15 protein-coding genes are annotated in these 14,386 nt (G+C 62.9%); 14 read left to right on the forward strand and 1 reads right to left on the reverse strand.

Translation table 11 applies throughout. The annotated features are described in order from the left end of the window. The first annotated feature begins 39 nt into the window (after positions 1-39). The 14 genes from AB4048_RS10780 (at position 40) to AB4048_RS10845 (ending at position 12,355) form a co-directional block, all read left to right on the forward strand. Positions 40-1,008, forward strand: a complete 969-nt coding sequence (locus AB4048_RS10780) for a carbohydrate ABC transporter permease (RefSeq protein ID WP_442201944.1) — start codon at positions 40-42, stop codon at positions 1,006-1,008. Further along, positions 1,005-1,958, forward strand: a complete 954-nt coding sequence (locus AB4048_RS10785) for a carbohydrate ABC transporter permease (protein ID WP_442201945.1) — start codon at positions 1,005-1,007, stop codon at positions 1,956-1,958. Before AB4048_RS10780 ends, AB4048_RS10785 begins: the two co-directional genes overlap by 4 nt. Next, positions 1,955-2,167, forward strand: coding sequence for a hypothetical protein (locus AB4048_RS10790; protein ID WP_442201946.1), 213 nt, complete (start codon positions 1,955-1,957; stop codon positions 2,165-2,167). Before AB4048_RS10785 ends, AB4048_RS10790 begins: the two co-directional genes overlap by 4 nt. Before the next feature lie 3 nt (positions 2,168-2,170). Then, positions 2,171-3,268 carry an ABC transporter ATP-binding protein gene (locus tag AB4048_RS10795; protein ID WP_442201947.1) on the forward strand — a complete coding sequence of 366 codons (1,098 nt, stop codon included), beginning with the start codon at positions 2,171-2,173 and terminating at the stop codon, positions 3,266-3,268. Further along, positions 3,261-4,268, forward strand: a complete 1,008-nt coding sequence (locus AB4048_RS10800) for an ABC transporter ATP-binding protein (protein WP_442201948.1) — start codon at positions 3,261-3,263, stop codon at positions 4,266-4,268. The genes AB4048_RS10795 and AB4048_RS10800 overlap by 8 nt, the downstream gene beginning before the upstream one ends. 34 nt (positions 4,269-4,302) lie before the next feature. Next, on the forward strand, positions 4,303-5,943 hold the full coding sequence (locus AB4048_RS10805; protein ID WP_442201949.1) for a dihydroxyacetone kinase subunit DhaK: 1,641 nt from the start codon (positions 4,303-4,305) through the stop codon (positions 5,941-5,943). 29 nt (positions 5,944-5,972) lie between these two features. Continuing rightward, complete coding sequence (gene dhaL / locus AB4048_RS10810; protein WP_442201950.1) at positions 5,973-6,644, forward strand: dihydroxyacetone kinase subunit DhaL; 672 nt, start codon at positions 5,973-5,975, stop codon at positions 6,642-6,644. Beyond that, entirely contained in the window at positions 6,641-7,039 is a 399-nt protein-coding gene (gene dhaM / locus AB4048_RS10815) for a dihydroxyacetone kinase phosphoryl donor subunit DhaM (protein ID WP_442201951.1), read from the forward strand. Before dhaL ends, dhaM begins: the two co-directional genes overlap by 4 nt. Then, positions 7,039-7,383, forward strand: a complete 345-nt coding sequence (locus tag AB4048_RS10820) for an HPr family phosphocarrier protein (RefSeq protein WP_442201952.1) — start codon at positions 7,039-7,041, stop codon at positions 7,381-7,383. Before dhaM ends, AB4048_RS10820 begins: the two co-directional genes overlap by 1 nt. Further along, entirely contained in the window at positions 7,367-8,968 is a 1,602-nt protein-coding gene (locus tag AB4048_RS10825) for a putative PEP-binding protein (protein WP_442201953.1), read from the forward strand. Before AB4048_RS10820 ends, AB4048_RS10825 begins: the two co-directional genes overlap by 17 nt. Before the next feature lies 1 nt (position 8,969). Further along, positions 8,970-9,380 (forward strand): hypothetical protein, encoded by a 411-nt coding sequence (locus AB4048_RS10830; protein WP_442201954.1) that lies wholly within the window; start codon positions 8,970-8,972, stop codon positions 9,378-9,380. A 52-nt stretch (positions 9,381-9,432) separates the two neighbouring features. Then, the gene (locus AB4048_RS10835) at positions 9,433-10,434 is read left to right on the forward strand and encodes a dihydroxyacetone kinase subunit DhaK (protein ID WP_442201955.1); all 1,002 of its coding nucleotides are present in this window, start codon (positions 9,433-9,435) and stop codon (positions 10,432-10,434) included. Between the two features lie 118 nt (positions 10,435-10,552). Then, positions 10,553-11,998, forward strand: coding sequence for an aldehyde dehydrogenase (locus AB4048_RS10840; protein WP_442201956.1), 1,446 nt, complete (start codon positions 10,553-10,555; stop codon positions 11,996-11,998). Positions 11,999-12,079: 81 nt separating this feature from the next. Continuing rightward, entirely contained in the window at positions 12,080-12,355 is a 276-nt protein-coding gene (locus tag AB4048_RS10845) for a hypothetical protein (protein ID WP_442201957.1), read from the forward strand. Between the two features lie 434 nt (positions 12,356-12,789). On the opposite strand, the gene AB4048_RS10850 is transcribed toward AB4048_RS10845, so the two are convergent. Beyond that, on the reverse strand, positions 12,790-14,352 hold the full coding sequence (locus AB4048_RS10850) for a D-aminopeptidase (RefSeq protein WP_442201958.1): 1,563 nt from the start codon (positions 14,350-14,352) through the stop codon (positions 12,790-12,792). Positions 14,353-14,386 lie beyond the last annotated feature (34 nt).

A 14,386-nucleotide genomic window follows, 5' to 3' on the forward strand; every position in this document is an offset into this window, starting at 1 on the left:
CCGCCCGAGCTTTCACATGCGCAAAGACCGGGTGACGCCTTGACCATTTCCAATTCTTCCATCGTCGACAAGGCAGCCGATGCGGTAACGATGGCGACGCCCATGTCGGTCGCCAAAGGCCTCAGGGGTCTGTCCGACAGGGCGATTGCCTGGCTGTTCATAGCCCCCACGATCATTCTGCTGCTCGCGATCAACATCTTCCCGCTTCTGTGGGCGATTTATCTCTCTTTCACGAACTTCCGTGCCAACCGGCCGAATGCGGTCGTCGAAGGCGTGGGATTGAGAAACTATCAGCGGGTGCTCAACGATCCCGATATCTGGCAGGCCATGCAGACGACGGCGCACTTCGTCTTCTGGACGATCCTGTTGCAGACGGTGATCGGCTTCGGGCTTGCATACCTGATCGACCGCAAGTTTCGCGGTCATGGAATCTGGACCACCATAATCCTCATCCCGATGATGCTCTCGCCAGCGGTGGTGGGCAATTTCTGGCGCTTTCTCTACGAGCCCCAGATCGGCCTCTTCGCCTATGCGGTGTCGTTCCTGACCGGCATTCCGACATCGCAGGTCCAGATGCTGGGCGACGTTTCGCTGGCACCCTGGGCAATCGTCATCGTCGATACGTGGATGTGGACGCCCTATGTGATGCTGATCTGCCTCGCCGGGCTCCGCTCGATCCCGGACTACATCTACGAGGCCGCCGAGGTCGACCGCGCATCGGCATGGCGTCAATTCTGGTCGATCACGGTGCCAATGGCGCTTCCCTTCATCATGCTTGCCGTCCTCTTCCGGGGTATCGAGAACTTCAAGATGTTTGACATGGTGATGCTGTTGACCGGAGGCGGTCCCGGCTCGACCACCGAAGTCGCCTCGATCACGCTCAAGCGCGAGGCCTTCGAGAGCTGGGCGACCGGCCGGGCTTCCGCCTTCGCGATGATCCTGTTCGTCGCCGTGTTCGGTCTCGCCAACATTTACGTCAAGGCTCTCAACAGGGTGAAACAGAGATGAGCGCCGCCAATACCGCCCATTCAGTCGTAGAGCCCAGTCTTGCCAGCAAGCGGATCGCGGGCACGATCGTGATCATATACGCGCTCGTCGCGATGGTTCCTCTGCTGTGGATCTTCCTCACCGGCTTCAAGTCGCCGCCGGATTCGATCAGCTATCCGCCGAAGCTCGTCTTCTCTCCCTCGCTCGAGGGTTATTGCAACCTGTTCACGACGAGGACGCGGCAAACGCCGGAATATATCGCCTCCCTGCCCGCGCCCGCGAGCGTCTGCGACGACGTCACGCGCAGGCGCAACATGGTGATCGCGGGCCCGTCCAACTTCCTGCCGCGTTTCCTGAATTCGCTGGTGATCGCGTTCGGGTCGACGTTCCTTGCGGTCTTCCTAGGTACGCTTGCCGCCTACGGTTTCTCGCGCTTCAAGGTGCCGCTTGCCGACGACTTGCTTTTCTTCATTCTCTCGACACGCATGATGCCGCCGATCGCGGTCGCCATTCCCATCTATCTGATGTACCGCCAGCTGGGCTTGTCGGACACGGCCTTGGGCATGATCCTGCTTTATACCGCGGTGAACGTGTCGCTTGCCGCCTGGCTGCTCAAGGGCTTCATCGACGAGATCCCGCGCGAATACGAAGAAGCCGCGATGATTGACGGCTACACAAGGCTGCAGGCGTTCCGCAAGGTCGTGCTGCCGCAGGCGACGACGGGCATCGCTGCCACGGCAATTTTCTGCCTGATCTTCGCCTGGAACGAATATGCGTTCGCAGCGCTCCTGACATCAGGCGAAGCACAGACGGCACCTCCCTTCATCCCGACGATCATCGGCGAAGGAGGACAGGATTGGCCGGCGGTTGCCGCTGGCACCACGATCTTCCTGATCCCCATCCTCGTCTTCACCATCCTTCTGCGCAAGCAGCTGTTGCGCGGCATAACCTTCGGAGCGGTGCGCAAATGACAGAACCCTTCGGCATCTCCCCCACTGTCCGGCCGAAGCGGCCATTCTTTCTCCGGCGCGGGCCGATGGAGAACATTGCGACTGTCGTGATCGCCGTGGGCTTCCTGATGCTGTTCCAGCCGTTCCTGCTCGTCCTCTATACCTACTCGCTGATCACCCTGCTCGTTGGCACCGCGATGTTCATCATCGTTTCGAAGTTTCCGGAGTGAACCATGGCGGAAATCAGAATCGAGCACGTTCGCAAACAGTTCGGTAGTTTCGTGGCGGTCGAGGATTCGAGTTTCGTCGTGCACGACGGCGAGTTCCTTGCCCTCCTGGGACCATCCGGCTGCGGCAAGACGACGACCCTGCGCATGATCGCGGGATTGGAACTGCCAACGAGCGGCAAGATTTATCTCGACGGCGAGGACGTCACGTTCAACCGCGCCAGCGCCCGCGACATCGCCTTCGTCTTCCAGCTCTTTGCGCTCTATCCGCACATGAGCGTGCGCAAGAACATTGCCTTTCCCCTCGTATCGCAGGGTGTGCCAAGAGCCGAGACGCGCAAGCGGGTGGAGGAAACGGCGCGGCTTCTGCAGATCGATCATATTCTCGATCGGTCCGTGTCGGGGCTTGCGGGCGGCGACCGTCAGCGCGTGGCGCTCGGCCGCTCCATCGTCCGGCGCCCGAAATGCTTCCTGATGGACGAACCGCTCGGCACGCTCGACGCTGAATTCCGGGAAGTGATGGTTCACGAACTGCGCGAGCTGCACAACCGCATCCACGCGACGACTGTCTATGTCACCCATGATCAGCACGAAGCCATGGCGATGGCAGACAAGATCGCCGTCATGAACCACGGGGTCATCGAGCAGTTCGGAACGCCCCAGGAGATCTACGCCAAGCCCGCCACCATCTATGTCGCCGATTTCATCGGTTCGCCGCCGATGAATATCGTGCGCTTTACGTCGGGTCTTCAGCGCGGCGCGCGGACCGTACAGCTGGATGGCGTGGACATCGCCGTCCCCGAAGTTCACGAGGATATGCCGGTTGGGGAGCTCGCGCTCGGCGTGCGGCCCGAACACATCCGCTTCAGCGATGCGTCGCCTCTGCGCGGCAGGGTTTACGGCAGCGAGTATCTCGGCACCGACCAGGTCGTAACGGTCGAGACCAGCAGCGGCAAGGTCAAGGCGCGCGTTCCTGCGAACCGCAGCTTCAATCTCGGTGAAACGGTCGGTCTGGAGTTCAATCATTCGAAGCTCACGCTGTTTGATTGCCGCTCCGGGCGTGCCGTTCCTTCATCGATCAATGCCGAGGCCCGACATGTCTGACGTCGTTCTCAAGGGGCTGAGCAAGCGCTTCGGCGAAACGCAGGCGGTCGCCGACCTGGATCTTAGGATTCGCGACGGCGAGTTCGTCGTGCTGCTCGGACCGACGGGTGCCGGCAAGACGACGACGCTTCGGCTGATCGCCGGGCTGGAAAAGCCAGACGCCGGAAGTATCGAGATCGGCGGACGCGACGTTGCAAGCGAGGCGCCCGCGGCGCGCGACGTGGCCTTCGTCTTCCAGCAATATTCGCTCTATCCGCATATGACCGTCTACGAAAACCTGGCCTTTCCGCTAAGAGCGCCGGTCCGGCAATTAACGGGCGCCGAGGTAGACCGTCGCGTGCGCGAGGTCGCTCGCATGGTCAGGATCGACCACAAGCTGGAAAACCGCTCGACCCATCTGTCCGGCGGCGAGATGCAGCGCGTCGCGATCGGCCGTGCGTTGGTGCGGAGGCCTTCGATCTATCTCATGGACGAGCCGCTTTCCTCCCTCGACGCCAAACTGCGCTCCGAGCTGCGGCTCGAGCTCAAGCGCATTCAGAAGGAACTCGGGTCGAGCTGGCTCTATGTGACCCACGATCAGGTGGAAGCCATGACCATGGCGGACCGCATCGGCATCGTCGCCGGCGGTCGGCTTATGCAGGTAGGCACCCCGAGGGAAATCTACGGCAACCCGGCCAATCTCCATGTCGCGGCGCGTCTCGGCCAACCCCATATCAATTTCCTGCCGGCCGACTTGCTGCCGGGCGCCAATCCGCCTCCCGGCACGACGGTCATTGGCGCCCGAACGGAGCACCTGGACATCGTCGCCAGCGCGGACGCCAACGCCGAAGTCGACTGGATCGAACATCTCGGCGACCAGAACCACCTGCATATACGCGTTCGCGATCACAAGCTCGTCACCCTTGCCGATCCGCACAGGGCGATCAGCCCGGGCGACAAGATAAGCCTTACCCTGCGCGATCCCCTCTATTTCGATGCGAGCGGACAACGACTTGGATGATCGCATACCCGAAGGAACAGACAGGACCAAATCGATGAAGCACTTCTTCAACCGCCGGGAAAACATCGTCACGGAAGCCTTGGACGGCCTGCTCCTCACCAGCGGCAAGGGCCGCCTCGCCCGCCTCGACACATATCCCGACATCAAGGTCGTCATGCGCGCCGATTGGGACAAGTCCAAAGTGGCCGTCATCTCCGGAGGTGGAGCCGGCCACGAACCTTCGCATGCCGGCTTCGTCGGTCGTGGCATGCTGACTGCGGCGGTATCGGGCGAGATCTTCGCCTCGCCGAGCGTCGAAGCGGTGCTTTCCGCGATCAGGGCGGTTGCGGGCCCGAAAGGGGCACTTCTGGTCGTCAAGAACTATACGGGCGACCGCCTGAATTTCGGCCTCGCCGCCGAGAAGGCCAGAACCGAGGGCTTCGATGTCGAAATGGTCATCGTCGCCGACGACATAGCCATCCCCGCCATCAATCAGCCGCGCGGCGTTGCCGGCACGCTATTCGTCCACAAGATCGCGGGCTATCACGCCGAAGCCGGTGACGACCTGAAGACCGTCGCGTCCCGCGCCGCGGCAGCCGCAAGCGATATCGTGTCGCTAGGCATGTCCCTTTCGACCTGCAGCGTGCCCGGTCAGGCGCACGAGGATCGCCTCGGCGCGGAGGAAGGGGAACTCGGTCTCGGCATTCACGGCGAACCGGGCGCCGAGCGCATCGCGTTGCAGCCGGTTGCGAACATGGTGGCGACGATGGCGGAGCGGCTTGAGCAGAAGCTGATGCCCGGCGAGAGCTATGCGCTGCTGATCAACAATCTCGGGGCAGTCCCGCCCCTGGAGATGGGAGTGATTGCGAGCGCCGCCCTTTCCTCCTCCATCTCGAGGGCCGTCAAGTGGATCATCGGGCCCGCGCCGATGATGACCGCGCTCAACATGAACGGCTTTTCGCTGTCACTGCTGAGGCTCGACCCTTCGCGCGAGGCAGCCCTTACGGCGACGGTCGATCCGCATGCCTGGGTCCCCGCGATCGAGCGCCACGAAATCTCGGTGGTCGCCGCGCCCGATGCTGCAAGAGCCACCGGCAACACCGCGGCAGCGAGCGATTATGCCCCCAGCCGCCGGCTGATCAGGGCGGTTTGCGAGCGTCTGATCTCCCTTGAAGGCGACCTCAACCGTCTGGACGCCCGCGTTGGCGACGGCGACACCGGATCGACGATGGCGACAGGAGCCCGCAGCGTTCTTGCTCGGCTGGACAGGTTGCCCTTGAGCGAACCGGCTGCCACCATGGCCGCCGTGGGAGATATTCTCAGCACGAGCATGGGAGGCTCGAGCGGCGTTCTGCTGTCGATTTTCTTCACGGCTGCAGCCAAAGCGCTCAAGGAAAAGCCTGATGTAGCGGCGGCCCTCCTTGCTGGACTCGACCGGATGACGTTCTATGGCGGAGCCGCGGTCGGCGACCGGACGATGGTCGACGCCCTGGCGCCCGCGCTCCATGCGCTGGCATCGTCGGGTATATCGCAGGCGGCAAAAGCCGCCGAGGATGGCGCGGAAGCGACGAAGATGATGAAAAAAGCCAGGGCGGGACGCGCTTCCTACGTCGGCGAGAGAGATCTGTTGGGCGTCCCGGATCCTGGCGCCGTCGCGGTCGCCGGCGTATTCAGGGTCGCGGCGGATATCGCTTAGGATGCAGGGCGAGCCGGGGAGGACGAGACTTGCAGGCGGAACCGGTGGTTGTTGCGGGATTGATTGAGGTTTGCCGGGCAACGATTGCGGCAAACAGCGAGCATCTTTGCGAGCTGGATCGCGCGATCGGCGACGGCGATCACGGGACGAACATGAAACGGGGATGCGATGCGGTGAGTGCCGAGGGAGAGGCGCTCACGGCTCTGCCCTTTCCAGAAGCGGTGGAAAAGATCGGCCTGACGCTCGTCATGAACGTCGGCGGCGCCGCCGGCCCGCTTTACGGGACACTGCTGATGGAGATCGGTCGGGAATTGCGCCGGCTGGAGCGATTGCAAGACGAGGGTGACGCGGATTTTCGAACGGGATTGCGTAACATTCCAGGGCGATCGGGAGACTTTCCCATCGTGTTGAAGGAAGCGATCGACGCCGTGGCGCGGCGCGGGCGCGCCAACGCCGGAGACAAGACGTTGCTGGACGTCCTCTATCCCGTTCAGGCCGCTCTGTCGGAGCAGCAGACGCTTGGCGACATCGCCCGGCGAGCAGAAGTTTCCGCCAGCCTGACGGCCCCCATGCGGGCGAGGCGCGGCCGAGCGTCTTATCTCGGCGACCGTTCGATCGGCCACGTCGATCCCGGCGCGTCCAGTTGCGCCCTGCTGACGAAGGCAATCTGCAGCTATTTCGAGGAGTATCGTCCGGCATGAATGCGAAGACCGCCAACGTGGGAATAGTCGTTGTCTCACACTCGCCGCTGGTGGCGAGGGGCATCGTCGATATGGTGCGGCAGATGGTCGGCGACTGCGTGCCGCTTTCGTGGTCGGGGGGCAATGTCCACGGCGAACTCGGAACGGACGCGCGCGGTATTCTCAAGGCAATCGAGGCGGCATGGTCGGATGCGGGTGTCGCGGTTTTCGTCGACCTCGGCGGTGCCGAGACCAACAGCGAGATGGCAATCGAGATGTTGGGCGCGCCGCGCTCGAAGCTCGTCGCGATTTGCAATGCGCCTCTGGTGGAAGGCGCGGTCATTGCTGCCGCCGAGGCGTCGGGAGGCGCATCGCTCGCGAAGGTCGTCGCCACGGCCGAGGAATTGTCGCCCTGATGGATTGCGGACTGCGCGGGGTAAAAAAGGAGGCCGAACAATTGCGGGCCAGTTGCCAGACAGAGGTCGAGGTCAAGCATGGTGTGGGATTGCACGCGCGGCCCTCCGTCACCTTTACGAGGCTTGCGAAGTCGTTTCCCTGTTCGATCGAGGTCGCGGTCAATGGTAGTGACACGTGGCTGAACGGAAAGAGCATCATCAAGATCATCGGCGCCCGGATCCGCAAGGGCTCGGTTCTGAAAATAAGGGCCGACGGGATCTTCGCCAACGAAGCCATTCAGGCGTTGAAGGAACTCGTCGAACGCAATTTCGACGAGGAAAAGAAACATGGCAGAACCGCTTAGGCTCAGGGCGACGAGCGCGTCGGCCGGTATCGCAGCGGGGACGGCTTACGTTGCCGAGGAGCCGGCCGCCTCACCCGCCACCGCCGTGCATGCCGATTCCGGCTACCCATTGCTCTCAGCGGCAATTGAAACGGCAGTCGAAGAGCTTCATCGCCTGGCACAGGGCGTCGATGCCGATAGCCAGGACATCATCGACTTTCAGATCGAAGTGCTTCGCGATCCCACCATGGCGGAAGCGACCAGGGAGCGCATCGATGCCGGCGAGAACGTCGTCTTTGCCTGGGTCGGCACCCTGGACGGATACGTCAACGAGCTTGAACAGGCAGAAGAAGAAGAGATGCGCGCCCGCGCGGTCGATATTCTCGACGTCAAGCATCGCGTACTCGCCGCCTTGACGGGGAAAGCGGCCGCTGACTTCCCGAGGGGTTCGGTTTACGTCGGTGACAACATGGAGCCCAGCCGCTTTTTGGCCCATGACTGGTCTGCGGGTGGCGCGATTGCTCTATTTGGCGGCAGCGTCGCCGGCCACGTGGCAATGCTGGCGAGGGCAAGGTCGGTGCCGATGGTGGTGCGCGCCGGTCGCTTCATGGTCGCCGAGGGAGACCATGTTCGGGTCGACGGCGACGCAGGGACGGTCGTCGTCGGGAATGGCCGGCAATCGAGCCACCCTGCCCCGCTGAGCGCCCCCGTCCTCACGCGCGGTCGGAACGGTCCGGCACCCGAAGTCGAGCGAACCGCCGATGGGGTGCCCATTCGATTGTCGATCAACGTCAATGATCCGGCCGAACTTGAAACCTTGGACCCGGCGACGATCGCGGGCGTCGGCTTGATGCGCTCGGAATTTGCGGTGAGGTCGGCGGCGGACGCGGCAAACGAGGAAAAACAACTCGGCATCTATCGCCGCGTTTTGGAGTGGGCGGGCGATCGTCCGGTCACGATCCGAATGCTCGACATCGGCGGCGACAAGCCCCTCCCCGGCCTTGACGATATGCCCCCGTCGCTCCCGGGCGATCTGCGCGGCATTCGCCTTTTGCTCGCGCGGCCGGAAATTGCACGGGTCCAGGCGCGGGCATTGCTTCGCGCGGCACCCTGCGGCCGCCTGAACGTCATGCTGCCGATGGTAAGCTTTCCTTCCGAGGTCGACGCCATGAGGCGGATATTCGAGGAGGAAGCAGCCCAGCTTGCACACCGCAGGCAGCCGCATCTGATGCCGCCGATCGGCATGATGGTGGAGGTTCCCGCCGCCGCACTGATGCTGGATACCTTCGAGACCTCTGATTTTTTCTCTTTCGGAACCAACGATCTCATCCACTATCTCTCCGCGACAGCGCGAGATGGATCGGGTCTCGAGGCCGATGGCGACAACGCCACCCCAGCAGTGCTACGGCTGATCGGCCAGGCGTCGAAACTTGCCGGACATAAGCCGACGAGCATCTGCGGAGACATGGCGGGCGACCCGCGCTGCCTGCCGGCATTGCTCGCTGCCGGCCTTCGGCATTTTTCCGTGGCGCCAACGCGACTTCCCGCGATAAGATCGGCGCTGATCGGCCTCAACGCCGATGGTACGAAGGCAGCCGGAGAGTAGAATGGCGCGCGAAGAAACCGAGGACGCCATCATTGCCTACAAGTCCATCTTGGCGCAGATCATAGATAACCGGCCATCGGGGATGCGCCAGCGGCTTGCAACGGAGCTCGGGAAACACCGCAGCTTCGTTACGCAGATAACCAGCCCGACCTATGCGACCCCCTTGCCCGCCCGGCATCTCGCGACGATCTTTCGGGTCTGCCACTTCAACGCGTCAGAGCAGGAGCGCTTTCTTGCGGCCTACCAGAATGCCCACCCGGGCAAACTGCCGGATTCCGGCCCTGCCGAAAGGCTACGCGCGCTCTCACTGATGGTTCCAGACTTCGGCGACGACCGGAAGAACCGTCTTCTGGAAGAGGCGGTGACCGAATTCGTTCAGAAGATTGCAGCAATCTCGAAAGGCGCGGATTGAGGAACGGTCTCGGTCTTGTGGGTTGTATCGCCGCCTGGGAGGGGCTGGCTCGATGAAGAAGTTCATGAATACGGCGGAGACGATGGTCGCCGAGAGCGTTTCAGGCCTCGTTCGCGCGCATGAGGATATCGTCGCGTTCGGCGCCGACGGGAAATGTGTTCGCCGGCGTCATCTTGCACCGGGCAAGGTTGGGCTGGTATCGGGCGGAGGCGCTGGCCATGAGCCCATGCATATCGGCTTCGTAGGCCCCGGCATGCTCGATGCGGCCTGTATCGGCCATATCTTCACCTCGCCCACGCCCGGCGAGATCATCGCAGCTATCGAGGAAGCCGACACCGGTGCCGGCTGCCTGCTGATCGTCAAGAACTATGACGGCGACCTCATGAACTTCGACATGGCGATCGAAATGGCGGCCGGCCGGCACAGGATCGACAAGGTGGTCGTCAGCGATGACATCGAAAGCGAAAGGTCAGGCGACGGGCGTGGGCGCCGTGGAGTGGCGGGCACCCTCGTCGTCGAGAAGATCATCGGAGCGGCAGCCGAGCAGGGATTGTCGATCGCGGAGCTGAAACGGCTCGCCGATGGCTTGAACGGCCGTATCCGCACTATGGGCGTCGCACTCACCGGCGTGACCGTGCCTCACACCGCCCGCGCGACTTTCACGCTCAACGACGGCGAGATCGAGATGGGTGTCGGCATCCATGGCGAGCCTGGCCATCGCCGGGAACCGTTTGCCGCTTCGGACACGATCGTAAAGCAGCTAAGCGAGACGATCCTTGGCGACATCATCAAACAGCCCGGCACAAATGCGCTGCTCTTCGTCAACGGCCTCGGCGGCACGCCCCCAGCCGAACTGTACCTTGCCTACGCCGCCGCGCGCCGCCTCTTCGAGGAACGGGGCGTCCCGATCGAGCGCTCGCTGGTTGGAACCTTCGTTACTTCGCTCGACATGCAAGGCCTGTCGGTGACGCTGGCGTTGTTGACCGATCGCGAAGTGCAGCTTTGGGATTCATCCGTGACAACGCCCGCCCTCAGGTGGTCAGGGCCAGTCTGAATAACCCATCCCGTTCCTGCGGTCGGACGGCGCGCGCCGGAGCAACGGCGGCCTGCACGCTCCATCAACGCCGACGTTCTCGGTTTCTGATTTGCTTATCTTTCCGAAGGAGACAGACATGAACATTTCCCTTCTCATCAACGGCGCGGATCGACCCGCTGCCAGCGGCCGCACCTTTGACCGGCTCGACCCCTTCACCGAAAAGCTCGCAAGCCGCGCTGCGGCCGCCGGCCTCGACGATGTGGCAGCGGCCATCGAGGCCGCGTCGGCGGCCTTTCCGTCCTGGTCGAAGACAGGCCCCGGCCTGCGCCGCGCAATCCTCTCCAAAGCCGCCGACATCATGGATTCCAAGGCACCGGAATTCATCCGGCTGATGATCGAAGAGACCGGCGCCACCGCTCCCTGGTCGGGCTTCAACGTCATGCTCGCGGCCAACATCCTGCGCGAGGCCGCCGCGATGACCACGCAAATCGCCGGCGAGATCATCCCCTCCGACAAGCCGGGCACGCTCTCCATGGGCATCCGCCAGGCGGCGGGCGTCTGCCTTTCCATGGCGCCGTGGAATGCGCCGGTCATCCTCGGCACGCGGGCGGTTGCCATGCCGATCGCCTGTGGCAATACCGTCATCCTCAAGGCCTCGGAAATGTGCCCCGCCGTCCACCGGCTGATCGCAACCGTGCTGGTCGAAGCCGGGCTACCCGCCGGCGTCATCAACGTCATCACCAACGCGCCGGAGGACGCGGCGAAGATCGTCGAGACCCTGATCGCACACCCGACCGTGCGCCGTGTCAATTTCACCGGCTCGACCAAGGTCGGCAAGATCATCGCGGAACTCGCCGGCAAGCACCTGAAGCCCGCCCTGCTCGAACTCGGCGGCAAGGCACCGCTCGTCATCCTCGACGATGCCGATATCGACGGTGCGGTAAATGCAGCCATCTTCGGCGCCTTCATGCATCAGGGCCAGATCTGCATGTCGACGGAGCGCATCATCGTGCACCAGGCGATTGCCGACGAATTCGTCGGCAAGCTCGCCGCGCGCGCAAGCCAGCTTCCCGCCGGCGATCCACGCGGACACGTGGTCCTCGGTTCGCTGATCAGCCTCGACGCTGCCAAGAGGATGGAAGCGCTGATCGCGGACGCCGAGGCCAAGGGCGCAAAACTCGTCGCCGGCGGCAAACGCACCGGTACGGTCGTCGAGGCGACGGTTCTCGACCATGTCACGCCCGCCATGCGCGTTTATTCAGAAGAGTCCTTCGGCCCCGTCAAGCCGATCGTGCGCGTGGCCGACGAAGACGAGGCCGTGCGCGTCGCCAACGACACGGAATACGGCCTGTCATCCGCCGTCTTCAGCCGCGACATCCAGCGCGCGATGGCGGTTGCCGCGCGCATCGAGACCGGCATCTGCCACATCAATGGCCCGACCGTGAACGACGAAGCTCAGATCCCCTTCGGCGGCGTCAAGAACAGCGGCTACGGCCGCTTCGGCGGCAAGGCCGCCATCGCCGAATTCACCGACCTGCGCTGGATCACCGTGGAAGATTCGGCCCAGCACTACCCGTTCTGACGGTGACTTTTAATTGCTCCATGTGGTTCAGTGCGATGAATGCGTAGTTGCTTAGCACTCCAAGGGGGAATCGGAGAAGCAATGGCGAGAACTCCGCTATTATTGGCTTTTCTCCTACTGGCCGGTTGCGACGATCGCCCTGGCGGGTGGTCCGCCATCGTCTACCCGGACCGAACCGACCGCACAAAATTCATTGTAACACCGCACTTTACGATGGTGTCGTACTGCATTGAATCTGCAAAGGAAAAGATGAACGAGATTCAACTCAACGGCGGTGGCGACTATGAATGCGGCTATAACTGCGAGGAATATGGAGATCCTCACAGGCTGAACGTCTGTGAGAAATACCGCAAGTAGCTGCGATATTGTCGAAAACGCCGGCACGCGGGTGGCGACGCTGCTTCTGGCACTTCTCAGGGTTGGTGCAAGAATATTTGACTTGCTTTCCGGACGTTTGGGCCATGGGATAGGGACCGGTCGCGATTCTAATTCACAAGCGATCGGACAAGGGAGAAACGTCATGGCTAAGGGTCAGGTGCGGGGAAACCGCGAAGTTAGAAAGCCCAAGAAAGACAAGTCCGCGCCCAGCGTCGCACCCGTGGGCTCCCAGGTGAAGGCGGCCGGAAGCGCTGTAAGCCTTGGGAAAAAGGACAAGTAATAGCGGCAGCGGCACCGAAGACATTTTCGTCTCTTGCCGACTTGCCGAAATGCTCCTGAAAAACCAGGACCATGGCGGATGTAGAACCGCAGGAAACTGCCCGCCAAACCCCAGTGGCTGATCGTGTTGCTGGCTACTCAACGCGTCGATAGGTTATTTTCCGTGCCAGCCAGCAGCCGACGGTCAAGCCGGTTGCTGTTGCGGCTCCATCCCGATGCACCTGAACGGTCCAGTCGCCGGGCGGAGCCGCGTCCATCGAGCGACGGGTCGTGATGACCCAGATGCCTTCGGCGAGCGGATACATTCGCTCCATGGGACCGGTGCCGAACATACCTTCGAAGACCGCGTAGGCCCCACCGTCGCGGGCCTCGATCTCGAGATAGGCGTCGAGTTCTTCGGACCAGTAGCGCCCGGCAATGGCGTTGCCGTCGGCCCAGTCTATGGGGCTTAGCGGCCGGGCGACGACGCGAAGGTTTTCGCTTTCGCGGTGCATGACGAGCGCTCCGCCCTCCTTTCGCAGGCTGAGCGCCTGGCCACGGGCGACGCCGTCGGCCGAAACCATGAGCCGCGCCGCCGAAGGGGCGTAGTAGAGCTTGACGCCTGACGTGTCCTGAACGGTTCGGACGACGAGCCCCCGTTCGTCGTCCAACCAAACGCCGTCCCAGCCGTCAGGGCGGACGGCCTCGCTCCGGGCATCGCGACCAAGAGCGGCGTTGAGAAGGCACGTGGCGGCCGAAAACGCGCCGTTATCGTGGTTGAACATGACCACAACCGAAAGGCGCTCCTCCGTTGCGTGGAGCCGATAGCAACCGAAGCCGCGCAAGCCCCCGCCATGGCCGGTGGCCTTGACACCGCCGATATCATCCCGCCGCAAGCCGTAGCCGTAGCCGGCAGGCGATCCGTCGCTATAGGCGACCGGAGCCGATATGCGGTGGTAAAGGCCCAGGCGATCGTCGCGAGTCGCGTCGATATAAGTTTCCCACGCCAGCATGTCGTCGAGCGAAGCCGAGATGCCGGCGTCGCCAAACCAGTAGACACCGTTCTCCGCTGGAAGGAACCCGACCTCGTCGTTGCCTTCGTATCCGACGACGCCGTCGACCGGAAAGCGGGTGTCCGGCGCAAGGATCGCGTTCTTCATGCCCGCGGGCACGAAAATTCGCTCGGCCAGAAGATCGGCCAAGGCGCGGCCCGTTCCACGCTCGATCAGCTCGCCGAGAATCCGATAGTTGGCGTTGTTGTACGAAAAGATGCTGCCTGCCTGGAAATGGCCGGTCTTGGACCTGGCGATCAGCGGCAGCGCGTCCTCGCGGCGAAACTCGGCTTCGGGCACGGCACCTTGCAGCACCGTCAGCGCCCAGTAGTCGCGCAGGCCCGATTGGTTGTGACAAAGCTGCTCCACCGTCGGCAAGGTATCGCGATAATGGGGAAGAAAGTCCCTCACCTTCGAATCCAGGGACGACGGATCGTCGAACTGGTCGAGAAGTAGGGCGCAGGTGAACTGTTTGGATATCGAACAGATCGGCAACCGGGTGGCTGCCGTCATTGGCAGCCGCCGATACATGTCGGCAAAGCCCCAGGCGCGGCGGGCGATGACCCTTCCGTCCTTCACCACCCCTGCAACGCCGCCCGGCCCTTTAAATCGCTGTGGCAAGAGGTCCAGAGCCCGCTCCAGCGCGGCTTTGTCGATGGTGGTCATGGTCCGATAGTCCTGATGGGGTCATGTGGCGCCT

Source organism: Rhizobium sp. RAF56 (assembly GCF_052113965.1).
Lineage (GTDB): Bacteria > Pseudomonadota > Alphaproteobacteria > Rhizobiales > Rhizobiaceae > Rhizobium.